We start from the raw sequence: 22664 nt of genomic DNA on the forward strand, positions 1-22664 counted from the left end.
GTGCATTCCTATTGCATCACTTCACTTTTTTCTTCAAGGGTAAATTCAACGTTATTTTCGATCCATTTCCGACGTGGCTCAACCTTATCACCCATGAGAACCGACACACGCTTTTCAGCCTGTGCGACATCATCCAAGGTTACTTGAATTAAGGTTCTCGATTCAGGATTCATGGTCGTTTCCCAAAGCTGATCAGCATTCATCTCACCAAGTCCTTTGTAACGCTGTAAAATTGCGCCCTTACCAAAATTCTTGCGCACATCGTTCAACTCACCATCAGTCCAGGCATACTCGATCTTTTCAGACTTGCCTTTGCCCTGACTCATCTTATAAAGTGGTGGCAGGGCAATGTAGACATGACCATTTTCAACTAAAGGTTTCATGTAGCGATAAAAGAATGTCAGTAACAAGGTTTGAATATGCGCACCATCGGTATCGGCATCGGTCATGATGATGACTTTATCGTAGTTAATATCCGAAATATCAAAATCTGCGCCTACGCCTGCACCAATCGTGTAAATCATGGTATTGATTTCTTCATTTTTGAGAATGTCAGCCATCTTGGCTTTCTCAGTATTGATGACCTTCCCTCGAAGTGGTAAGATGGCCTGGAACTTACGGTCACGGCCTTGCTTAGCAGAACCACCGGCTGAGTCTCCTTCGACCAGATAAAGTTCGTTTTTAGCAGAATTTTTTCCCTGAGCAGGTGTTAGTTTACCTGATAAGAGACCTTTATCTTTCTTACCTTTTTTACCAGTTCTCGCATCATCACGCGCCTTTCGAGCTGCCTCACGCGCATCACGCGCTTTAATGGCTTTTCGAATCAAGTTTTGTGATAGTTCCGCATTCTCCATCAGGAAGAAAGCTAATTTATCACTGACGATGTTATCAACGATTGGACGCGCTTTTGGACTTCCCAATTTATCCTTGGTTTGACCTTCGAACTGCAGATGTTCTTCGGGAACAAGGACAGATAGAATGGCAGTCAGACCTTCACGGTAGTCAGAGCCTTCTAAGTTCTTATCTTTCTCTTTAAGCAGGCCTGTTTTTCTGGCATACTCATTCATGGATTTGGTAATGGCTTGTTTAAGTCCCGCTTCGTGCGTCCCACCGTCTTTTGTTTTAACGTTATTGACGAAACTGAGAATGTTGTCAGAGTAGCCGTCATTGTACTGAATCGCTACTTCAACTTGGAAATTCTCCGCTTCTCCTGCAAAATACATGACAGGCGTTAAAGTATCCTTATCTTCATTAAGGTAAGCGACAAAATCCTGCACACCATTTTCATAGTGGAAGCTTGCTGTTTCAGGTTGACCATCAATTTCATTGCGTTCATCTGTCAAAGTCATTGTCACATTTGGCAAGAGAAAGGCTGACTCATTAAGGCGGTCAAAAATGGTGCTATATTTAAAGTCCGTTGTCGAGAATATCGTCGGATCTGGCATAAAGTGGACTTTCGTCCCCGTTTTAGATTTAGGTGCTTTACCGATTTTTTCAAGCGTTGTGGCAGGTTTGCCACCATTTTCAAAACGTTGGCGGTAGACAACACCATCACGCGTGATTTCAACTTCAAGATAACTTGAGAGGGCATTCACGACGGATGATCCGACACCATGAAGACCACCTGAGGTCTTATAGCCACCTTGACCAAACTTACCACCCGCGTGAAGTACTGTGAAGATAACTTCAACTGTTGGAATACCTGTTGCGTGAGTACCAACTGGCATCCCACGACCGCTATCAGAAACAGTTAGTGAACCATCTTTATGAATTGTCACATTGATTTGGTCACCGAAGCCAGAAAGGGCTTCATCGACAGCGTTGTCGACAATCTCCCAGACCAAATGGTGGAGACCAATCCCATCCGTTGACCCGATATACATCCCAGGACGTTTACGGACCGCATCTAGGCCTTCCAAAACCTGAATGGCATCATCATTGTAATTATTAATATCTATTGTCAATTTACTTTTCCTTTGGACATACAGTCTAGATTTTTTGATAGCAAAACAGTGCGTAACCCTCTAGGGAACCTCACTGTGATGATATAAAAAATGTTCTATACTATAGAATACCTTATTTTCTCGATTTTGGCAAAAATCTTTCTAAACAAAGTATACATGAGGATTGATTATGTAAAAAAACACCTCTGATGAGATGTTTTTTCGGCACTTGAGACTTGAATATTCTTTGAGCCTGTATCATCAAAAGAGATTTTTGCGTCTCTTTTCATAAAATATTTGCTAAAAAAGATTTCTGAGTTTCTTTTTGTCTATTTTCTAAAGAAAAAACTCAGAAATTTCTTTTTATCCAAAATTAAAATGCTATCGACTGACAGCATTTTAAATATGGACTGATTTAAAACTACTTAATTTTTTCTTCTTCATAGTCGCCATTGCTACACACGACTTGTTTACCACCGCCACGGACTTTCTTCTCAACCAAGAATTGACCACATTTTGGACAATCTCGACCGATGGGTTTATCCCATGAAGTGAATTCACAGTCTGGATAGCGGGCACAACCATAAAAAATCCGATTACGTTTAGACTTACGTTCAATAACTTGGCCTTCATGACAAGTCGGGCAGACGACGCCAATTTCCTTGACAATTGCCATGGTATTACGACAATCTGGGAAATTACTGCAGGCGTAAAACTTGCCGTATTTCCCAAGTTTAATCACCATAGGATGACCACAGACATCACAGTCGAAACCGGCAGGCTCATCTTTTATCTGGATCTTTTCGATCTCGGTTTCAGCTTTTTCAAGCTCAACGGCAAAAGGTTTATAGAACTCATCGACGACCTCCACCCATTTACGCATGCCGTGTTCGACATCGTCCAATGACTGCTCCATATCGACTGTAAACTCTGTGTTGACGATATTAGGGAAGAACTCGACAACCATGTTATTGACGATTTCACCAAGTTCTGTCGGCTCAAAGCGTTTAGCCGAGAGCTTGACATAGTAACGTCGCTGAATCGTTTCAAGCGTTGGCGCATAGGTTGATGGACGACCGACACCGATTTCTTCTAGCGTTTTGATCAGCGTTGCTTCACTGAAACGTGCTGGTGGTTGCGTGAAGTGTTGCTCTGGCTTGATGTTGTCTTTCTTGACAACATCGCCCTCAGCCATTTCCGGCAGCATCTTGTTCTTATCCGCGTCATTATAAACGGCCATATAACCGTCAAATTTGACTTGTGAGCCGTTGGACGTAAACATGACACCATTTTGCGAGAGATTGACCTTAACCGTATCAAAAACAGCAGGCGTCATTTGACTGGCGACGAAGCGATTCCAGATCAGGCGATAGAGTTTGAGCTGATCTTTGTCGAGGTACTTGGCAATGGCCTCAGGCGTGTTAAGGACGTTGGAAGGCCGAATGGCCTCATGGGCATCCTGAGCACCCGCAACATTCTTAACCTTACTGCCGTGTTTACTATATTTTTCGCCAAAGGTATCGACGATATAGCTGGCCGCTGCCGCTTGGGCAACTGGCGAGATACGTGTCGAGTCGGTACGCATATAGGTAATCAACCCTTGATGACCATTTGGCCCTAGCGTGATGCCTTCATATAATTGTTGAGCGACAGACATAGTCTTACGCGCTCTAAAGTTAATTTTATTGGCCGAATCTTGTTGGAGTGAAGACGTTGTATAAGGCAGGGGTGCATTGCGACGACGTTCTTTCTTATCAACTTTATCGACCGTAAATTCGTCTGATGTCAGACGTTCCATGACTTCTAAGACATCCGAATTTTTATGCAACTTCTTCTTCTTGCCATCAAGGCCGTAAAAACTACCCGGAAATTTCTTGGTCCCTTTTTTGAAATTTCCTTCAATTGACCAGTATTCTTCTGGGATAAAAGCATTGATTTCATTTTCACGATCAATGATTAATTTTAGGGCGATGGATTGGACACGACCTGCTGATAAACCTTTTTTAATCTTCTTCCAAAGGATTGGCGAGATAGAATAGCCGACTAAGCGGTCTAAAATCCGGCGGGCTTGTTGGGCATCTACCAAGTCTAAGTCAATTGAACGCGGTTCTTTAAAGGCGTCTTTGACGGCATCTTTAGTAATTTCATTAAAGACGACGCGATTCTTATCATGAACATCAAGCCCTAAAATATGGGCTAAATGCCAAGCAATGGCTTCTCCCTCTCTATCCGGGTCACTTGCGAGATAGACGGCTTTAGCGTTTTTAGCTTCTTTTTTAAGGGAATTAATCAAAGGCCCTTTGCCTCGAATATTGATGTATTGAGGTTCGTAGTCGTGCTCAATATCAACAGACATGGTTGATTTCTTTAAATCACGGATATGCCCAACAGACGCGACTACTTTATAGTTACGCCCGAGATATTTTTCAATTGTCTTTGCCTTAGCTGGTGATTCGACAATGACCAAATTCTTTTTAATTTTTGTTGCTGCTTTTTTCTTAGTTGCTTTCTTGGGTGTTGCTTTTTTAGCTGTCGTTTTTTTAATGGCTGGTTTCTTTGTTGTCGCTGTTACCATGAGGTTAGCCAACTTTCTATCAGATTACTCAACCTATCATAACGGCTTTTTTTCTGATTGTCAAGGCATATATGTTTTTCTTATAGGAGAAACACGTTTTTTTTGATGTAAAAAACAAATACGAAAGACTGAATGATAACACCTATATATTATAACTTTAACTTGAAATATTTTGGTATTATAATGGTGTTACCAGAAAAGGAGCTACTATTATGGCAACAGTTACGATTAAGGTTAAAGATAACGAATAACAATTTTTTCAAGCGATGGCGAAATTTGAGGGACTTTCATTATCTGAGAGTATCAAACGTACGATGGTTGAAAAATATGAAAACGATTATGATTTAAAAGTCGCAGAAACTTCAATTGCTGAATTTCAAAAGTACATTATTTCAGATAAACCAGTCCAATCTTGGGAAGACTTACAACCAGAATTGGGGCTTGATCGTGACGTATGACTTTATCCCTTCGCCTAAATTTAATCGACAATTTCGTATACTTGATAAGTTTACCCAAAAATGCATTCAAAACTATATTAACAATGTCATCTTAAAAGCAGATAATCCGCACAACCACGGCAAGCAACTTGTTGGAGACTTAGCAGTACTTTGGCGTTATCGAATTGGCGACTATCGATTGATAGTCACGATACAGGATAACGAACTGATGGTCCTTGCCTTGCAAATCAATCATAGACGAGATATCTATCGATAAAAAAGTCACTCTATTCCTATAATAAAAACTTCCACTTTCTAAATGGAAGTTTTTTTATAGCGTTAGGCTCAACTATTTTCTGCTAAGAAATCTGCTGCCGCACCAATTAAGTTGGCATCATTTTGAAATTCACACACGGCAATTTTGGGCATCATTGTTGCTATCCCTACTTTGTCATAAATAACTTGCAAGGCTGCTTGTAGTTTTGGAATCAGGAAGTCTGCCTGAGAAATACCGCCTCCTAAGAGAATGATTTCTGGGTCTAATGCGTACTGTAAATTAAAGATAGCACGCGCCAGACTGTCGAATAAAACAGCAACTGCCGCTGTAGCATCAACATCTCCCCCTTCAGCCAGAGCAAAAATCTCCTGACCATTATAGGTTGTATTATGTGCTGTATTATAGTCTTGCGCCATGCGAACAGGGCTTGCATCGACCGATAAAGTGTTATCACCCATGAGCATGAAACCAAATTCTCCACCCATGAGATGCGCGCCGTGTCGAATTTTTTTATCTAGAACGACCGCACCGCCGATGCCTGTTCCAATGACGAAAAATAGCAAGTCTTGATAGTCTTTTCCTGCACCATATGACACTTCAGCCAATGCTGCACAATTGGCGTCATTCTCGACTGAAACTGGCAGGCCAAAAAGTTCTTCGAAGGCAGTTTTGATTGGAAAATTATGGATGTAAGGTAGCGCTGATGCACCATAAATCACGCCATCTGCCTTGCTTACGGCACCTGGACAGCTAATGGCGATCCCTGTGAGCTCGACTTGTTTTGCGACTTCATTTTTAATCTCTGCAAAGACTTGATAAAAGCTTTCTAAAGTTTGGGGTGTGGCTTTCGAGCCTTTGTTCGCGAGTTGACCCTTGTCAAAACTTGCATATTTGATGCTTGTGCCACCAACATCGATTGTTAATAATACCATTTGTGTTATTTCTCCATTTCTGATTCATGTAATTCAAGTCTTGAGGTGTCTGCTAGGTCTTTAAAGAAGTAGGCTGATTTTTTCAAGGTTTTAATTTGTCGTCGAATATCGACTGAGATTAAGCCATAACGATTACGGTAAGAGTTGCGCCAACTAAAACAGTCAATCGGTGTCCAAAGATGATAGCCGAAACAGTTACTACCTTCTGCAATGGCCTTGTGGACATAATAAAGGTGTTCTTTGATAAACTGAATCCGATAATCATCCTTAATCTGATTGGTTTCTGAATCATAATAGCGTTCTTCACGGCTCACGCCCATGCCATTCTCAGAGACAAACCAGGCGATGTTGCCGAAATTCTCCTGGATATTTTTGGCAATGTCATAAAGCGCTCTGGGATAGATTTCCCAACCTTTATCCACATTCATTCGAACACCACGTTTGTCATAGGCTTCAAAATATTTATTGGGTAACCAGTCTACAGCAAGCGAATCAGACGAATATTTTGGTGCTTGTGCACGATTAGGATGGTAAAAATTAACCCCTAGATAATCAATGGTATTTTGACGAATAATGTCTAGTTCTTCTGGTGTTGCATCCCAAAGTACACCATCTCGGGTCAGAATTTCAACAAGTTCAGCTGGAAATATTCCCTTGACGGAGGCATCCATGAATAGCCGATTTTGCCACAAATCTGTAAAATGTGCTGCTGCTTGATCAACCTTAGAATCACTGGCAGGATAGTTAGGTGTCAAATTAAGGATGATACCTATTTTACCGTCAGGGTTTCGATTCAATCGTCTAAAGGCAGCAATAACTTTTGATGAGGCCAATTGCAAATTGTAAGCCACTTGCACTGCTTTTCTACCATCAATCAGATTCGGATAGTGAAATTGATAAAGATAACCCCCTTCAACAACTACCATCGGCTCATTATGTGTGAACCAATCCGTCACCCGATCACTGAAAAGCTCAAAACACTTTTCAGCAAACTTAACAAATAAGTCAACAACATGTTTCGATTCCCAACTGCCATACTGGTGTACTAAATCAACTGGCACATCAAAATGGTGGAGATTGATAACTGGTCGAATACCTTGTGCTATAAATTCATCAATGACATTGTTGTAGAATTGGACACCTTCTTGATTCAAGGTAACCGCTTCCAAATCATCGATCAAACGTGTCCACTGAATAGACGTTCTCACGGAATTCAAGCCAGTAGCCTTCATCAAAGCGATATCATTTTTAAAGTCATTATAAAAATTTGATGCCGTATCAGGACCAATACCATGCCAATATTTCTCAGGAGAAATTTCAAATTCATAATCAAAGATATTGGCATGAAGTTTCTTAAACCGACCTTCAGTTTGTGGACCAGATGTGGCAGCTCCCCACCAAAAATCCTTAGGGAAATTTAAAGTCGTCATACATCGTCTACTTTCTATATAGTTTTAGATAATTTTCAGACACATTTACTAAACGACATGTTACATTATATAGTTGTCCTTAAATTGAAAACGCTATCTTTTCTATAATTTTAGTCTAAAGGAATCTGTTATATTTGTCAAGAAAATATGTACAGATTTGCAGTAACAAAGTAAAGGCTATAAGAAAAAGCCATCTCTCAAGAGATAGCTGAATTTATTTCAAGATGATAGCTGCAATCATAGGACTAACAATGACATAAACAATTCCAGTCACACCTATAGATAAGCCTGCCATGGCACCTTCTATTTGACCTAGCTGCATGGCTGCACCAGTCCCAATGGCGTGACCCGTGCCACCAAGTGCCACACCTTTCGCCACCCGATCCTTAATCCCAAATAAATCAAGCAGCACTGTTCCGATCACAGAGGTTAAAATACCAGTCGCTACGACAACGACCAAGGTAATCGTCGTCATGCCTCCCATTTTGCTGGTAATCCCGATGGCCATGGCGGTTGTCACGGATTTAGGAAAGAGACTTATGGCAAGAAAGAAATTCATGCCAAAGGCTTTGGCGAGGAGTGCTGTTAAAGTTGTGTTCACGATAGCACCTATCACAACACCTGCGATGATACTGCGCGCATGAAACCTCATGAGTTTAAAGGCTTGAAATAACGGTATTCCCAAGGCCACTGTTGAGGGTATAATCAAGGTATTCAGATAAGACCCACCGACATAGTAATCACGATAAGAAATGTTTGTTGCTTTCAAAAAGACAATTACCATAATCACGGCTAACAGTAAAGGCGTTGTCGCAGGGTTTGTCCATTTTCTATGAATTTGTGCCGCAATAAAATAGGCCAAAATAGATAAAGTCAGGCCAAATAATGGATTTGCTACAACTTCTTTCATTTTCGGTAATCTCCCTCAAAACGATGTTTGACAAACTGTGTCACAAAGCCTATAACAGCAATATTAACGACAATCGCAAGAACAGTGATGACGATAATCTGCCACCAATACTTGGCAATGGCATCCCAGTGACTCATGATCCCAACACCAGCTGGCAAGAATAAAATCGTCATATTTTCGATCAGAAATTGACCAGCATCATAAATCTGACGGAGTCTAATGATCCGAAATTTAAGGGCGAGAAATAATAAAACCATCCCAATAATCGAACCAGGAATTGGTAAGTTTAAACCCGTAGATAAAACTTCTCCAATAATGGAGAACAAGAGTATGTACATGAACTGAAAATAAATTTTCATTGCATAAGTGCGACCTTTCTGATATATATGCTTATTATAGCGCTTTTTTCTGAAAATTACAGGAAAAAATCTTATTTTCTGGTAAATAAAAACTGACTTGTGCCAGTTTTTTTTAGATATTGATTGACTAAAATTTGATATTCAACAAGTCCATCATTTCATGGTAAGCTGTCTCTATCCTTTGTTGCTTCTCTAAAGGGATCTTGTCAAAATATTTGCCACCTTTGATGTAGTCTTCTGCCAAGTATACTTGATAATCATAGGCTGGATAACCCAGAAATGTCCGATTAATTGGCTCCCTTGAAACCCAAGTCGGATGTGCCTTAACACCGGTTAGGCTTGTTTTACCATCTTTTTTAGCAACCTGAACCTCCATGATTACACCACGCTCAGTCCAGTAATTTTCGAGTGTTTCATAGCGTTGGTTTGATAAGAGATTACCCATGGAATAGATGATGAATTTTTTCTCGCCATCTTTTTCAATGGTTTCTGTTGGTTCTGCCACGTGAGGGTGACCACCAAAAACAATATCTGCTCCAAAATCAACCATTTGACGATAGATTCTTTCTTGCTCAGGCGTAGGCTCTAAGCTGTATTCCTCACCAGACTGAGGCATGACAATTGTTAAGTCTGCAATTTTTTCAGCTGCCTTAATTTTCTTTTCAACCTTAGCCATATCCAAATCATTCAGATACTTGTCATAATCCGACTGACTAATACTCGCTTCTATGCCATTAAACCCATAACTAAAACCTAAAATAGCAATTTTAATGCCATTAACAGTCTTAACTAGTATTTTATCATCTGGTACATTAACTCCGAAGGTATCAAGACTTGCTTTTTGAAAAGCATTCGCGGTGTATTTGAGACCACTTATCCCAGTGTCCAAAATATGATTGTGGGCCAAATCTAAAGCATCATAACCTGCGTCTTTAATAGATGCGACGACATCTTCAGGTGCATTAAAAATCGGATATCCTGCCAATTCACGATCTGGATTGATTGTGCCTTCAAAATCTCCCAAAGCCAGATCAGCAGAAGAAATTAATGGTTTGATTTGTTCATAGTCATTCGAAAAATCGTATTTCTCACCATCAAAAGCACTCCCATAAACAATATCATGATAGAGCATATCACCACTGGCCATAATTGTTGCTTTTTGTGTTTCCTTTGATGTTTGTGCCTTAGATTCAGACTGACTCGTTTTCTTTGTTTTAGCTTGACTTGCTTTAGGTTTCACATCTGTTTTTTCCGATGACTTTGAAAAATGTTCACCAATAAATAGAACCACAATTAATCCAGCTAAAACCAGCAAGATTATCACTAAACTTTTCGGTATTGTCGAAAATTTACTCCGCTTACTCCGTCTACTCTGCAACTTTTCCTCCTTTACAACTTCCCTTCAATTAATTATTAACTGCCTCAAACAAAATACTATAAAAACTCAGACTTAATTATTTTAACAAGCATTAAGACTTTATCTCATTATAACATATACAATATGTTAAAAAAGCAAGAAACTTAAAATAAAAAAATACAGGCATTATGTCCTGTATTTTGAGGAAAAAATTGTTTATAGATTTTCTATAACAGCTTTGGTAAATTCAGCTGTCGTCAACTGACCACCTAAATCCCGAGTTGTATGTCCACTTGCAATAGCTTTTGCAAGTGCCAATTTCACCAGTGTTGCGGCTTCTCCCCAACCCATAAACTCAAGCATCATCACACTTGACAAGATCAAACTTGATGGATTGGCAAGACCTAAGCCTGCGATATCTGGTGCCGTACCATGTGTCGCTTCAAAAATCGCATGCCCCGTGATAAAATTGATATTCGCCCCTGGTGAAATCCCAATCCCACCTACCTGGGCAGCTAGGGCATCCGAAATATAATCACCATTCAAATTAAGCGTCGCGACTACTTGATAGTCTGATGGATTCAGCAAGATTTGCTGTAAGAAGTTATCTGCAATCGCATCATCCACATAGATTTTACCTTCAGCCAAAGCCTGATCTTTAGCAGCTTTAGCAGCCGTGATGCCGTCTTGTGCCTTAATTTGATTGAACTCATTTACTGTGAAAGTCGGATACTCACTTGCAACCTCGTAACCCCATTTCTTAAAGCCACCCTCGGTAAATTTCATGATATTGCCTTTATGAACCAGCGTCAACCGCGTATTACCATTCGCCACAGCATGATCGAAAGCAGCTCGAACCAAACGTTTGGTCCCATCTGGCGATACAGGCTTGATGCCAATGGCGGAAGTCTTATCAAACCGAATTTTATTAATGCCAAAGTCAGACTTTAAAATCTCGATTAATCGAAGGGCGTCTGCACTTTCACTTTCGAACTCAATTCCAGCGTAGATATCCTCTGTGTTCTCACGAAAAATCGTCATGTTAACATTTTCAGGATGTTTAACAGGTGATGCGACACCTGGAAAGTAAGCCACTGGCCGCACATTGGCAAAGAGGTCAAAATTTTGACGCAAGGTCACATTCAAACTACGGAAACCGCCACCAATCGGTGTCATTAATGGGCCTTTGATAGCAATCAGGTTCTCTGTCAAGCTTGTCAATGTCGCTTCCGGTAAATAATCCCCAGTTGCTTCAAAAGCCTGTTCACCAGCCTGTAACTCTTGCCAAACTATTTCTTTCTCGCCAGCATAACTTTTAGCAACTGCTGTATCAACTATCTCAATCATGGCAGGAGAAATATCAATCCCCACACCATCGCCATTAATATAAGGAATTTCAGGGTTATTAGGAACGTTTAACTTCCCATCAATCATTTCAATCTTTGCCATCTAACACCTTTTTCTTAATCACCATTTGCAGAATACCACCATTTTCATAGTACTCTAAATCAGCTTGTGAATCAAAACGTAGTTTAGCTTGGAACGTTTTATCATCAGCGTGAACTGTAATCAACTGACCAATTTCTGGTTTTTCAGGGAAATCAAAACTGAAGCTTTCAAATCCTGTCAAGCCAAGACTGTCTGCTGTTTCACCTGTCAAAAATTGCAGTGGAATCAAGCCCATCATAGCAAGATTACTACGGTGAATCCGCTCAAAACTTTCAGCAATGACGACTTTAACACCTAGAAGATTTGTCCCTTTAGCTGCCCAGTCACGTGATGAGCCCATGCCATAGTCTTTACCTGCTAAAACGACAAGCGAGGTACCGTCAGCCTTGTATTTCATGGCAGCATCATAAATCGGTAACACGGCTTCACCGTATTTGGTTACGCCACCTTCAATACCTGGTGTCAATTGATTTTTAATGCGAATATTCGCAAATGTCCCACGCGTCATGACTTTATCATTCCCACGGCGACTACCGTAGGAGTTGAAATCACGTGGCTCAACACCTGCCGCAGATAGAAATTCACCTGCTGGTGATTTCATGGCAATGTTACCGGCTGGGCTGATGTGATCTGTTGTGACAGAATCGCCAAATTTTGCCAAGACACGTAAGTTCTTAAGTGGTGCATTGCTAGAAGTCGCATCTAAACTTAAGTCTTCAAAATAGGGTGGATTAGCAACATAGGTTGAGTTTTCATCCCAGTTATAAGTTTCAGATTTTGATGACTTGATGTCATTCCATGCTTCATTTGCATCAAAGACATGGGCGTAGTAAGTTTCGTAAAGTTCACGTGTGACATATTTGTCCACTTCCGCTTTTACGGTTTCATAGTCAGGCATAATATCTTTGAGGTAAGTCGCCTGTCCTTCTTGATCCACGCCAAGTGGTTCCCTTGTTAAATCTTTTTTAACATTGCCCGCAATAGCGTAAGCGACAACGAGCGGTGGGCTTGCGAGGTAGTTAGCCTTGACAAGTGGATGGATGCGACCTTCAAAATTTCGGTTGCCCGAAAGGACAGATGTCACGAGGACATCTTGGTCGATAATCGCTTCAGAAACATCATCATCAAGTGGCCCTGAATTTCCGATACAGGTCGTACAGCCATAGCCAACTACGTCAAATCCGAGACTTGCGAGTGGTGCCATCAAGCCTGCATCTTCTAAGTAGGCGGTCACGACTTTTGAGCCGGGTGCGAGGGATGTTTTAACTGTTTTGGGAACTGTCAATCCTTTGGCCACGGCGTTTTTCGCCAAAAGACCGGCCATCATCATGACATATGGATTACTAGTATTGGTACAAGACGTGATAGCCGCAATCGCGATGTCGCCTTCTTTCACCAGACCGTCAGCTTTAGGTTCACCTGTTGCAAGGTATTTTGAAAAGGCCTTAAATTCAGAAGCCATCTGACCTAGGGCAATCAAATCTTGGGGACGTTTAGGCCCTGATAAATACGTTTCGACTGTTGCCAAGTCAACTTCGATGACTTGATTATAAGCTGCTTCTTTTGTAGCATCATAAAACAAGTGATTGGTTTTAGCATAAGCTTCAACTAAGGAAACAAGTTTTTCATCTCGGTTGGTATTGGTTAAATAATTAAGTGTTTCATCATCAATCGGGAAGAAGCCACAAGTTGCGCCATATTCTGGTGCCATGTTGGCGACTGTAGCCCGATCTGCAAGCGTCAAACTCGCGAGACCTGGCCCGAAGTACTCGACAAATTTCCCCACAACATTTTGGTCACGCAAAATTTTCGTCATGGTCAAGGCTAAGTCAGTGGCTGTCGCAAGCGGGTTAAGATTACCAACAAAACGCACACCAATGACTTCTGGCATTGGGAAATAAGACGCTTCACCTAAGATAGCGGCCTCAGCTTCAATCCCGCCAACACCCCAACCAAGCACACCTAACCCGTTGATCATGGTTGTGTGACTATCTGTACCGAATACAGTGTCAGGGAGTAAAACACCCTCTTTCACACTCACAACATCTGAGAGATATTCGATATTGACTTGGTGGATGATCCCTGTTGCAGGTGGGACAACACGGAAATTTTCAAAAGACTCAGTCGCCCATTTGAGAAACTCATAGCGTTCGCCATTGCGTTCAAATTCACGCTTGGCATTGAATTGCAAGGCTTGCTCAGAACCTGAATAGTCAACTTGTACTGAATGATCGATGACTAAGTCAACTGAAACTTCTGGATTAATCAGCTCTGGTTGACCGCCTAATTTTTTGACTGAATCACGCATAGCAGCAAGGTCAACAACTGCTGGTACACCAGTAAAGTCTTGCAGGATAACACGGCTAGGTTTAAAAGGAATTTCACCGGAATCAAGTGTCTTGCCATCATAGTTCTGTAACTTTTCAAGATGTTCTGATGTGAATTTGACACCATCAAAATTGCGGAGTATCCCTTCTGTTAGGATGCGCAATGAATAAGGTAGCGTCTCTATGTTTGCGATAGCAGATTGAATATCAAAATAGGTGTAATCAGTCCCATTAACCGTAAGCGTTTTCTTATAATTTTTCGATGTCATGCGTTCCTATCCTTTAGTTTTGTATATTTTTTAGTCGTCAACACACTTTCATAGGCCGGCCGAATAATTTTATTCATGTTAAGCATTTCTTCCATGCGGTGGGCACTCCAACCAACAATTCGCGCAATCGCAAATAAAGGCGTGTAAAGCTCCTCTGGAAGACCCAACATTTTGTAGACAAAGCCACTGTAGAAGTCAACATTGGCCGATACACCTTTATAGATGTTCCGCTCTTGGGCAATGACTTGCGGTGCGAGACGCTCAATTTTTTTATAAAAGTCATACTCGTTATGCAAGCCTTTTTCATCAGCCAATTCTTTAACGTAAGACTTGAGCACTTCAGCGCGAGGATCAGAAACCGAGTAAATGGCATGCCCCATCCCGTAAATCAAGCCTTGTTTGTCAAAGGCTTCCTTATTCAAAATTTTTCGCAAATACTCAGAGATTTCCGCTTCATCACAAGGATCATCAAGATTAGCCCAAATATCATCTAACATTTTAGACACCTGAATATTGGCACCACCATGCTTGGCCCCTTTTAAACTTGATAAAGAAGCGACAACTGAGGCGTAAGTATCCGTTCCAGAACTGGTCACAACGTGAGTCGTGAAGGTCGAGTTGTTCCCGCCACCATGTTCCATATGCAGAATCAACGCCAAGTCCAAAACCTTTGCTTCAATGTCTGTAAATTGTTTATCTGGTCTTAATAGACGCAAGATATTTTGCGCCGTCGTCAGGTTTTCATCTGGATAATGGATGTAAAGACTCTCACCATTTTCATAGTGATTATAAGCCTGATAGGCATAAATCGCCAGCAATGGAAAATTTGCGATCAAACAAAGCGATTGATCCAATACATTTTCTAGCGTCATCTCACTTGCCTTGCGATCAAAAGTTGCCAAACTCAAAATACTCCGGCTGATCGAATTCATGATATCACTAGAAGTCGCCTCCAGAATAATATCTCGCACAAAGTCTTCTGGTAACTGGCGTTTATCTGAAAGCACTTTGGTAAATGTTGTCAGTTCTTCTAACGTCGGTAGCTCACCAAAAAGGAGCAGGTAGGTAATCTCCTCAAACCCAAATCGATTTTCCGCTTTAAGATGCTTTGATATATCTTTGATATTAATCGCACGATACTCTAAGATACCTTGCATGGGCTCACCATCTTCATCAAAGGAATGGATGGCTGAAATATTGGTTAATCCCGCTAAAACACCCTTACCACTGACATCACGAAGCCCTTTTTTGACATCATATTCTTGATAAAATTCAAGTGGAATGATGGAATTTTTTTTAATCTTTTCTATATATTTATTCATGAAATGCGTCAACCTTTCGAATGAATCTTCTGAAAATTTTGATATTGCCTTATTATAATTTATTTTAAAGATATTTACAAGTTTTTATACCCATTTTATTTTCACTTTTATTTTAATAGTTCGTTTTTATATTCACAATTAAAAGGTAAGACTCATTCAAGTATTAAAGAAACTTCATCAGTGGGTCTGACGAAGTTGACTGGCAAGTTCTTTAATTTTTCTGAGGCGATGATTGACACCTGATTTACCTAAAGGTGTCGCTAATTTTTGTCCTAACTCAACGATTGTTGCATCTGGATTAGCCATTCTAGCAACTGCAAGTTCGCGTAAATTATCTGGCAATTTATCCTGACTTTGCAAAAATTTGATATCTTCAATTGCTGATTGGGCAGCATTGACGGTTTTACCAATATTAGCGGCTTCAAAATTGGTCTGACGATTAGCTGTGTTGCGCATCTCGCGGACAATCTTTGCATCTTCATACTTAAACCGTGCGGCATTTGCACCAATGAGACTGAGAAAATCTATAATCATCTCAGAATTTGATAGATAGGTGACCACTCTTGTTTTACGAGCAATCATCTTACTTCTGATGCCAAAGGTTTCAAGTAAATACTGCAAATCTGACGCATGTTCCTCATAATAAGAGGCAATTTCCAAATGGTATTTACCATTCTCAGGGTTTGTCACACTGCCACTGCTTAAAAAAGCCCCTCGCAAGTAGCCGATGGCTTTTTTTTCATCAAATTTGACGCTATCAGGGACGCCATGATCTAGCAAGAGACTATCTGCTAGTTCAAAGTGATCCAAAACCTCTGATACGTTATCTTTGATCTTCAAGGTGTAAACACGATTTTTAGACAAAGTGGTTTTTTGATGGGTTTTAATTTCAGATTTGATGGCGTATGCTTCTGATAGGGTAGCATAGATGAAACGTGCTGTTGTAGCGTTTTCAGTTGTCACAGAGAGTGTCAAACCATTTGAAATACCAAGCACGCCATTCATCCGAATGAGTGCAATGATAACCCCATCTGTCACTTTTAACTGGGTCAATTCCTTCTTAACATCTGCTGAAAAACTCATTGACTGCGACGCTCACTGATTCTCATGATTTCTTCTGTAACTGCATCTCCATTATGAAAAGCACCGCCATCTACTAACTTCAAGAAATTAGCGGAAATCACGCGCACGTCTTCTGCCTGTAGCCTATTGAAATCATGTGTTACTTGTACTAGGTACTCATCGAATTTATTTGAATTCATGTAAGCATCTGGCACTGCCTCAACATTAACTAAAACAGTATCAACAAATGGAACACCAACATGCTCGTGCAAGACTCTCACATGATCAGCATCTGTGAAGTTTTCTGTTTCCCCTCGTTGGGTCATAATATTACAAACATAGACGACTTGAGCTAAAGTTCTGACTAGCGCTTCACGTATTTCTGGAATGACGACATTAGGTAAAATAGATGTAAAAAGACTACCTGGCCCCATGACAATCATATCCGCGGTCATTATCGCATTAACGACATGGCGAGATGCTGTTGGTTGCTCATCATTAAAGGTATTGGTCACATAGACATGATCAATTGTCCCAGGGTAATCCGCAATCCGACTTTCACCAATGATTTCTGTTTTATCTTTAAAAACAGCATGTAAAGTCAGAGCTGATTCGCTAGAAGGCAAGATACGACCCTGGACATGGAAAAATTTGGATAATATTTTAAGGGCATTATAAGTCGAGCCTTGCATTTCAGAAACGCCAGCAATGACAAGATTGCCAATGGGATGGCCACTGAGCGGCCCATCCTCAGCACGAAAACGATATTGAAAAATCTGCCCATAGACCCGTGGCATATCACTCATGGCAACAAGTACATTGCGCAAATCACCTGGCGGTGCAATATCAAGCGTACCTCTCAGTTTACCTGAACTCCCACCGTCATCCGCAACTGTGACAATCGCCGTCAATTCAACATCTTCTTTTCTCAGCGAATCCAAAATGACTGGAATACCGGTCCCACCGCCAATGACAACTATTTTTTTCTTTCTCATGAGCGGTTCACCGTTTCCTTTCTTCTGTCTTTGTCACGATGACTGAGATTAACCAACCAGCCATTAGCAGTCAATTCTTCCGAAATCCTTTTAGCAAAGGCGACACTCCGGTGTTGACCACCTGTACAACCAACGGCAATCATGAGAACCGATTTTCCTTCTTTTTCATAACCAGGAATAATCGGATTGAGCATGGTCATCAAGTTTTGATAGAAATCCTCTGATTCTGGCGCATCCATGACATAGTGATAAACGGCATCATCAAGTCCTGTTTGGTTACGCAGTTCTGGTACATAATGCGGATTAGGCAAGAATCTGACGTCAAACACTAAATCAGCATCCAATGGTAGACCATATTTAAAGCCAAAACTCATGACCTCAATTCTAAAGGCAGCTTTGGTATTTTCTGTCGCAAATTGTTGGATAATGAGTGAGCGCAGATTTCTAGGCGTTAACTCTGTCGTATCAATCACATTTTGTGAAAATGATTTTAAGGGGGATAACAGCTCACGTTCTCGCATGATGCCATCCAAAACACGACCATCTTCTGCAAGAGGATGACTGCGACGCGTTTCTTTATAGCGCGCAACCAGTTCTTCGTCAGAACTATCCAAAAAGAGCAATCTAAAGTCAACTTGTGGATTATCTGAAAGGTCATTGACGATATCAGATAAGGCGTCAAAAAAGCTACGGCTCCGCATGTCCACTACCATTGCGACTTTATCAATATCGCTACTTTCTGAGGTTGTCAATAAACTAATAAATTTTTCAATCAAATTAGCAGGCATATTATCAATCGTAAAGTAGCCCATGTCTTCAAAAGATTGGATGGCAACCGTTTTACCGGCTCCGCTCATCCCAGTGATAATCACTAAATTAATTTTTTGCATTTGAAAAACTCCTTTTCGTTTTGAGCAATAAAACAGACCAAAATGCTAAGTAAACCACGCCAAAAATCATGAAACACAGCATAAAATAGCGTTCTGGTAAGATATTAATAACTGGATCCGTTGCTGGATCAAACAGCCAAGTGGCATCTCGAAAAAATATTTGATGAAAAGTAATAAAGATTGACTCAAACCCACCAAATAACGCAATAACAGCGATAAAAACTGGCACTATCAGACAGATTTTTATGCCTTGATAGAATTGGATGTAGCACTTTTTTTTGATAAAGACAAACGTAGGTAGGAGTAAGACAATTGTAAGGAAAAATGCTAATAGAAAGAGCTGTTTGACATCAGCAAAGTGTTTAAGTCCAGCCTGTGAGCTAGAAAAATCAGGCATATTTAACTTTTTAACTGCAGGATTCAGCAAGTAGCCCATCAAACGATTAAAATTATAGCTAATCGTTTTTGAACCGAGATAAGTCAAATCCGGTAGTTTAAACACGTCAATCAGACGGTAAAATAAAGGCATCGCAGCAAGAATTGTCAGGGTCGCACTAGCTGCAATTGACCAAATAATCGTGAGTAAAAAGTGACCTTTAGCTTTCATAACTTACCACTCAAATTTCCCAGTCATCCAATGATGCAACGACATGCGTCGGGGCAATTGGTAGATTTGGCACTTCTTCTGCTTTGGTAAAACCAGTCGTAACGAGCAAGGTATCAATATCATTATCAATACCGGCGCGAATATCCGTCAGGTAATTATCCCCCACCATCAAAAGATCACGTCTGGCAATCCCGATTCGTTCAACGGCTTTGTTCATAATAATTGCGTTTGGTTTGCCGATAAAAATCGGTTTGACCCGAGTGGCAACTTCCAGTAATTTATTAATACTACCCGCACCCGGTAACAGACCACGCTCTGTCGGAATGTTCAAGTCAGGGTTGGTCCCGATAAACATAGCACCCTTGGCAATGGCAAGAGTTGCCAGGGTCAATTTCTCATAAGTTAAATCATTATCTAAGCCTACAACAACATAGGCTGGATTTTCAGTATCTCTTTGGTAGCTACCGTAAATCGCAGATTTGAGACCCGACTCACCAATGACATATGCAGTCTCGCCTTTTGCCATATCATCCATATACTCTAGTGTTGCTAAAGTTGCTGTATAGATGGTCTCTTCAGATGTCATGATGCCAAATTTTTCTTGCAATCTCTCTTGGACTTGCGCCGGTGTTTTGGTCGTATTATTGGTCACAAATAAATGTGGGATATTTTTTTCCTGTAGCCGTTTGACAAATCGCGTTCCCGCTTCAATACGATCTTCCCCCAGATAGATCGTACCATCCAAATCAATTAAATAGCCTTTGTACTGTGTCATTTTATTTCTCTTTCCAAGTCATTTCAGCCTGTGCATGCTTACCTTCCGATACAATTTCGTGAAACGACTGCACCCCTACCAAGTCCACACGTGATGTCACAGTGGTGCCGTAAAGCACTTCCTTGCTATACTTCAACTGAATTTTCGACGGCACGTGGGTGCTCAAAAAATCATAACCTAAAACATCCGTCATCCAGTCAAAATACTTACTATTATTCACATGACCGTTTTGATCAATGTCGTTGAACCTCACATGATAACTCTTTTCAAGCGGCGTATCTGACAGGGCCGTGTATTTGTGGCCACGGATAATCTTTGAGATTTTATCAGACTGATAAGGGGCGACAATATCATCCTCAACATGGGCGACTTTTCGGCTACTAATATCAATCAATACAAAAGTCGAATTAACCGTTAATAAAGCGTCACCATTTTCAGCAAAGAAGACAAAATCTCGATAGCAGAAAAATTTATTGTATGACTTGGCAAAGGTTTCAATCGTAATCACTTCGCTAAACCTTGGCAGACGGTTAATGGTCACATCATATTCGACCACAACCCAAGCATAGTTATAGGTCTCTTTTAACCAATCATCGCTAATCCCAAGGCTATGGGATTGTTCCCCCGATAGTTGCAAGGCGATATTGAAAATACTAGGCAGTTTCATATTGCCGTTGGCATCAGTTTCATAATATGGGACAGTATATTTTTTCGTGTAAGTTAGCATACTCTTATTTTACCAAAAAAACGCCGAAATTGGCGTTTTAGTTATTTGATAGGTTCTCCATGATTAAAGAGTTTATTATAGTCTTCAATATTTGAGACGCGATTAAAATCTAGATCGCCTGCGAAGCCATTGAGACGGCCACGACTAGTATACTGATGCAAGTCATACTTAATCGTTGTATCAGGTGATGTATCCCAATAACCAGTATCGCCTCCATAGTGCGCTAACCAAATGCTATTATAGGGTGTCACGTCTAATTGATTAGCCGTAATAAACCAATCCTGTGTGTAAATACCGATATTTTTGGCGCCAAGTTTAATCAATTCATCTCGGAAAGCTTCAATACCTTGATTAAAATCACTTTTCATCGTCACTTCTTCAACATCTAGCCACCAATAAGTCGGTTTATATTTTTCTGCACGTTCATAAAATTCATTGGCTTCTTCACGCGTTTCTTTTTCAGATTTACCATTGACATAGGCATAGACAGCAACTGGCACATTACGTTTTTGAAACTCTTGAATGTGTGTATCCATGGCTTTGTCTTTGCCATTTTGAAAAGCCGCATTATTTTTTTTCTTCATGCTAATGCCATGTTGCACACGGACAATAACGCCATTAACCTGTTGCGACAAAGTATCATAATCCATCTCTGACGGTAACTGCCAGCCAGAAATATCGATAATCGGTTTGTTGAGATCAACACCATTATTAAGCGTGACCTTAGTCACCGTACTGTCTTCAGCACTATCATCTTTTGCAATATTTAACTCAACAAAAAAGGCAGCAAGGGCAAGTGACAAAATGAGAGCCATCAAAATCCCTGGCGGCTTCAAATGTTTTCGCATCATATTCATTATTACATTATATCAAAAATCTCTAGTCATCGTCTAGTAAAAACGTCTCAAATACGTCATTACCAAGCATGAGTCCCTGTCGTGTCATGAAAATATGGTTACCTGATTTCTCCAGAAGTTGCTTTTCTATCAACTCTGTAACTGTTTGCCCATAGATCGCTTCAAAGTCTTGGTTGAATTTCTCAGAAAACTGCTTGATATTGACCCCTGATTTCTTCCGTAGCCCCAAAAAAAGTTCTTCTTCCATCTGTTCCTTGAGTGTGAGTTTTTCTTTGACGACTTGCTTATCCGCATGTTCCAAGTAATGGTGAATCGGCACATGATTCTTGTACCGCACACCGTCGACGTAGCCGCTCGCCCCAGCGCCGAAACCATAATACTCGGCGTTGTTCCAGTACATAAGATTATGCGCACTCTCGTAGCCGGCTTTACCGAAATTCGAGATTTCATAATGCTCGAAGCCTGCATCTTGCAAGCTATCGATGATGTAGTTATACATCTCAAAATCCGTATCTTCACTCGGCAAATCAAGCCGCCCACGACGCATCTTATTCATGAAAATGGTGTGGTTTTCAAGAATCAGAGAATACAGGGCAACGTGAGGCAGATCAAGGCTCAGGATATTAGCGACGTCTTGCTTCACATCAGCCATGGTCTGACCAGGTAGGGCGTAAATCAGATCGATTGTGATATTATCAAAGCCTGCTGCTTTAAGCTTCGCAACATTGTCAAAGACATCTTGGGCGTTATGACTGCGACCGATTTTCTTGAGTAGTTTATCATTGAAAGTCTGTACCCCAAGGGAAACTCGGTTGACATGGTTTTTCTTTAGGACCGCAATCTTCTCATCTGACAAATCGCCTGGATTAGCTTCTACTGTAAATTCTTGTAGCTCTGTCAGATCAAGATTTTGTGTCAAACCAGATAAGAGTCTGTCTAGCTGCTCAGAAGAAAGCGCTGTCGGTGTCCCACCCCCAATATAGAGGGTTTTGAGTGCTGTAATATTTTCAGCAGCAACTTCCGCTAAAAGTGCCGTAATATAATCATCTACGGGTTGATTTTTGATATAAACCTTAGCAAAGTCACAATAGTAACAAATTTGTGTACAAAATGGAATATGGACATAGGCTGAGGTTGGCTTGTGTTGCGCTGTTTTCATTAATT

The 22664-nt window shown here is 40.7% G+C and carries 19 protein-coding genes and 1 pseudogene; 2 read left to right on the forward strand and 18 right to left on the reverse strand.

The window, feature by feature from the left end:
* Window positions 1–8: 8 nt before the first annotated feature.
* Both parE and topA read right to left on the reverse strand, forming a co-directional pair.
* A complete protein-coding gene (parE, locus tag LRA01S_RS04160) occupies window positions 9–1988 on the reverse strand; it encodes a DNA topoisomerase IV subunit B (protein WP_061774357.1) in 1980 nt (659 codons plus the stop codon).
* 376 nt (window positions 1989–2364) lie between these two features.
* Window positions 2365–4518, reverse strand: a complete 2154-nt coding sequence (gene topA, locus LRA01S_RS04165) for a type I DNA topoisomerase (RefSeq protein WP_061774358.1) — start codon at window positions 4516–4518, stop codon at window positions 2365–2367.
* Window positions 4519–4781: 263 nt separating this feature from the next.
* Here topA and relB point away from each other — a divergent pair.
* Together relB and LRA01S_RS10760 are read left to right on the forward strand one after the other, a co-directional pair.
* Window positions 4782–4976, forward strand: a pseudogene (gene relB / locus LRA01S_RS04170) (type II toxin-antitoxin system RelB family antitoxin); the annotation flags it as partial.
* Window positions 4966–5232, forward strand: a complete 267-nt coding sequence (locus LRA01S_RS10760; protein ID WP_082785381.1) for a type II toxin-antitoxin system RelE family toxin — start codon at window positions 4966–4968, stop codon at window positions 5230–5232. The pseudogene relB and the gene LRA01S_RS10760, both read left to right, overlap by 11 nt.
* Window positions 5233–5300: 68 nt before the next feature.
* Here LRA01S_RS10760 and LRA01S_RS04175 read toward each other — a convergent pair whose 3' ends face one another.
* The 16 genes from LRA01S_RS04175 to hemW form a co-directional block, all read right to left on the reverse strand.
* Window positions 5301–6164 carry an ROK family protein gene (locus LRA01S_RS04175; RefSeq protein WP_061774360.1) on the reverse strand — a complete coding sequence of 288 codons (864 nt, stop codon included), beginning with the start codon at window positions 6162–6164 and terminating at the stop codon, window positions 5301–5303.
* A gap of 5 nt (window positions 6165–6169) precedes the next feature.
* On the reverse strand, window positions 6170–7594 hold the full coding sequence (locus LRA01S_RS04180; protein WP_061774361.1) for a glycoside hydrolase family 1 protein: 1425 nt from the start codon (window positions 7592–7594) through the stop codon (window positions 6170–6172).
* A gap of 214 nt (window positions 7595–7808) precedes the next feature.
* Complete coding sequence (locus LRA01S_RS04185) at window positions 7809–8504, reverse strand: LrgB family protein (protein ID WP_061774362.1); 696 nt, start codon at window positions 8502–8504, stop codon at window positions 7809–7811.
* Window positions 8501–8863 (reverse strand): CidA/LrgA family protein, encoded by a 363-nt coding sequence (locus LRA01S_RS04190; protein ID WP_061774363.1) that lies wholly within the window; start codon window positions 8861–8863, stop codon window positions 8501–8503. Before LRA01S_RS04190 ends, LRA01S_RS04185 begins: the two co-directional genes overlap by 4 nt.
* Window positions 8864–8990: 127 nt before the next feature.
* Complete coding sequence (locus LRA01S_RS04195) at window positions 8991–10241, reverse strand: CapA family protein (protein WP_061774364.1); 1251 nt, start codon at window positions 10239–10241, stop codon at window positions 8991–8993.
* A 195-nt stretch (window positions 10242–10436) separates the two neighbouring features.
* The gene (gene icd / locus LRA01S_RS04200; protein WP_061774365.1) at window positions 10437–11669 is read right to left on the reverse strand and encodes an NADP-dependent isocitrate dehydrogenase; all 1233 of its coding nucleotides are present in this window, start codon (window positions 11667–11669) and stop codon (window positions 10437–10439) included.
* The gene (gene acnA / locus LRA01S_RS04205; protein WP_061774366.1) at window positions 11656–14265 is read right to left on the reverse strand and encodes an aconitate hydratase AcnA; all 2610 of its coding nucleotides are present in this window, start codon (window positions 14263–14265) and stop codon (window positions 11656–11658) included. The genes icd and acnA overlap by 14 nt, the downstream gene beginning before the upstream one ends.
* A complete protein-coding gene (locus tag LRA01S_RS04210) occupies window positions 14262–15587 on the reverse strand; it encodes a citrate/2-methylcitrate synthase (RefSeq protein WP_061774367.1) in 1326 nt (441 codons plus the stop codon). Before LRA01S_RS04210 ends, acnA begins: the two co-directional genes overlap by 4 nt.
* 177 nt (window positions 15588–15764) lie before the next feature.
* Window positions 15765–16670, reverse strand: a complete 906-nt coding sequence (gene whiA / locus LRA01S_RS04215) for a DNA-binding protein WhiA (RefSeq protein ID WP_061774368.1) — start codon at window positions 16668–16670, stop codon at window positions 15765–15767.
* Window positions 16667–17644 carry a YvcK family protein gene (locus tag LRA01S_RS04220; RefSeq protein ID WP_061774369.1) on the reverse strand — a complete coding sequence of 326 codons (978 nt, stop codon included), beginning with the start codon at window positions 17642–17644 and terminating at the stop codon, window positions 16667–16669. Before LRA01S_RS04220 ends, whiA begins: the two co-directional genes overlap by 4 nt.
* Window positions 17641–18534, reverse strand: a complete 894-nt coding sequence (gene rapZ / locus LRA01S_RS04225) for an RNase adapter RapZ (protein ID WP_061774370.1) — start codon at window positions 18532–18534, stop codon at window positions 17641–17643. The genes LRA01S_RS04220 and rapZ overlap by 4 nt, the downstream gene beginning before the upstream one ends.
* The gene (locus LRA01S_RS04230) at window positions 18521–19141 is read right to left on the reverse strand and encodes a TIGR01906 family membrane protein (RefSeq protein ID WP_061774371.1); all 621 of its coding nucleotides are present in this window, start codon (window positions 19139–19141) and stop codon (window positions 18521–18523) included. Before LRA01S_RS04230 ends, rapZ begins: the two co-directional genes overlap by 14 nt.
* A gap of 10 nt (window positions 19142–19151) precedes the next feature.
* The gene (locus LRA01S_RS04235) at window positions 19152–19916 is read right to left on the reverse strand and encodes a TIGR01457 family HAD-type hydrolase (protein WP_061774372.1); all 765 of its coding nucleotides are present in this window, start codon (window positions 19914–19916) and stop codon (window positions 19152–19154) included.
* Between the two features lies 1 nt (window position 19917).
* A complete protein-coding gene (locus LRA01S_RS04240; protein ID WP_061774373.1) occupies window positions 19918–20643 on the reverse strand; it encodes an acyl-[acyl-carrier-protein] thioesterase in 726 nt (241 codons plus the stop codon).
* A gap of 41 nt (window positions 20644–20684) precedes the next feature.
* Window positions 20685–21491, reverse strand: a complete 807-nt coding sequence (locus LRA01S_RS04245; protein WP_061774406.1) for a GH25 family lysozyme — start codon at window positions 21489–21491, stop codon at window positions 20685–20687.
* Window positions 21492–21522: 31 nt separating this feature from the next.
* The gene (gene hemW / locus LRA01S_RS04250; protein ID WP_061774374.1) at window positions 21523–22659 is read right to left on the reverse strand and encodes a radical SAM family heme chaperone HemW; all 1137 of its coding nucleotides are present in this window, start codon (window positions 22657–22659) and stop codon (window positions 21523–21525) included.
* Window positions 22660–22664: the final 5 nt, after the last annotated feature.

It is taken from the genome of Pseudolactococcus raffinolactis NBRC 100932 (assembly GCF_001591765.1).
GTDB classification, from domain to species: Bacteria; Bacillota; Bacilli; order Lactobacillales; family Streptococcaceae; genus Pseudolactococcus; species Pseudolactococcus raffinolactis.

Excerpts from the sequence above, each read along its gene's own strand:
- LRA01S_RS04235 (WP_061774372.1), bottom strand. The coding sequence starts at position 19,916 with ATGACACAGTACAAAGGCTATTTAATTGATTTGGATGGTACGATCTAT.
- LRA01S_RS04220 (WP_061774369.1), bottom strand. The coding sequence starts at position 17,644 with ATGAGAAAGAAAAAAATAGTTGTCATTGGCGGTGGGACCGGTATTCCA.
- icd (WP_061774365.1), bottom strand. The coding sequence starts at position 11,669 with ATGGCAAAGATTGAAATGATTGATGGGAAGTTAAACGTTCCTAATAAC.
- LRA01S_RS04190 (WP_061774363.1), bottom strand. The coding sequence starts at position 8,863 with ATGAAAATTTATTTTCAGTTCATGTACATACTCTTGTTCTCCATTATT.
- rapZ (WP_061774370.1), bottom strand. The coding sequence starts at position 18,534 with ATGCAAAAAATTAATTTAGTGATTATCACTGGGATGAGCGGAGCCGGT.
- LRA01S_RS04230 (WP_061774371.1), bottom strand. The coding sequence starts at position 19,141 with ATGAAAGCTAAAGGTCACTTTTTACTCACGATTATTTGGTCAATTGCA.
- whiA (WP_061774368.1), bottom strand. The coding sequence starts at position 16,670 with ATGAGTTTTTCAGCAGATGTTAAGAAGGAATTGACCCAGTTAAAAGTG.
- topA (WP_061774358.1), bottom strand. The coding sequence starts at position 4,518 with ATGGTAACAGCGACAACAAAGAAACCAGCCATTAAAAAAACGACAGCT.
- LRA01S_RS04185 (WP_061774362.1), bottom strand. The coding sequence starts at position 8,504 with ATGAAAGAAGTTGTAGCAAATCCATTATTTGGCCTGACTTTATCTATT.
- LRA01S_RS04245 (WP_061774406.1), bottom strand. The coding sequence starts at position 21,491 with ATGCGAAAACATTTGAAGCCGCCAGGGATTTTGATGGCTCTCATTTTG.
- LRA01S_RS04175 (WP_061774360.1), bottom strand. The coding sequence starts at position 6,164 with ATGGTATTATTAACAATCGATGTTGGTGGCACAAGCATCAAATATGCA.
- LRA01S_RS04210 (WP_061774367.1), bottom strand. The coding sequence starts at position 15,587 with ATGAATAAATATATAGAAAAGATTAAAAAAAATTCCATCATTCCACTT.
- hemW (WP_061774374.1), bottom strand. The coding sequence starts at position 22,659 with ATGAAAACAGCGCAACACAAGCCAACCTCAGCCTATGTCCATATTCCA.
- LRA01S_RS04240 (WP_061774373.1), bottom strand. The coding sequence starts at position 20,643 with ATGCTAACTTACACGAAAAAATATACTGTCCCATATTATGAAACTGAT.
- acnA (WP_061774366.1), bottom strand. The coding sequence starts at position 14,265 with ATGACATCGAAAAATTATAAGAAAACGCTTACGGTTAATGGGACTGAT.
- LRA01S_RS04180 (WP_061774361.1), bottom strand. The coding sequence starts at position 7,594 with ATGACGACTTTAAATTTCCCTAAGGATTTTTGGTGGGGAGCTGCCACA.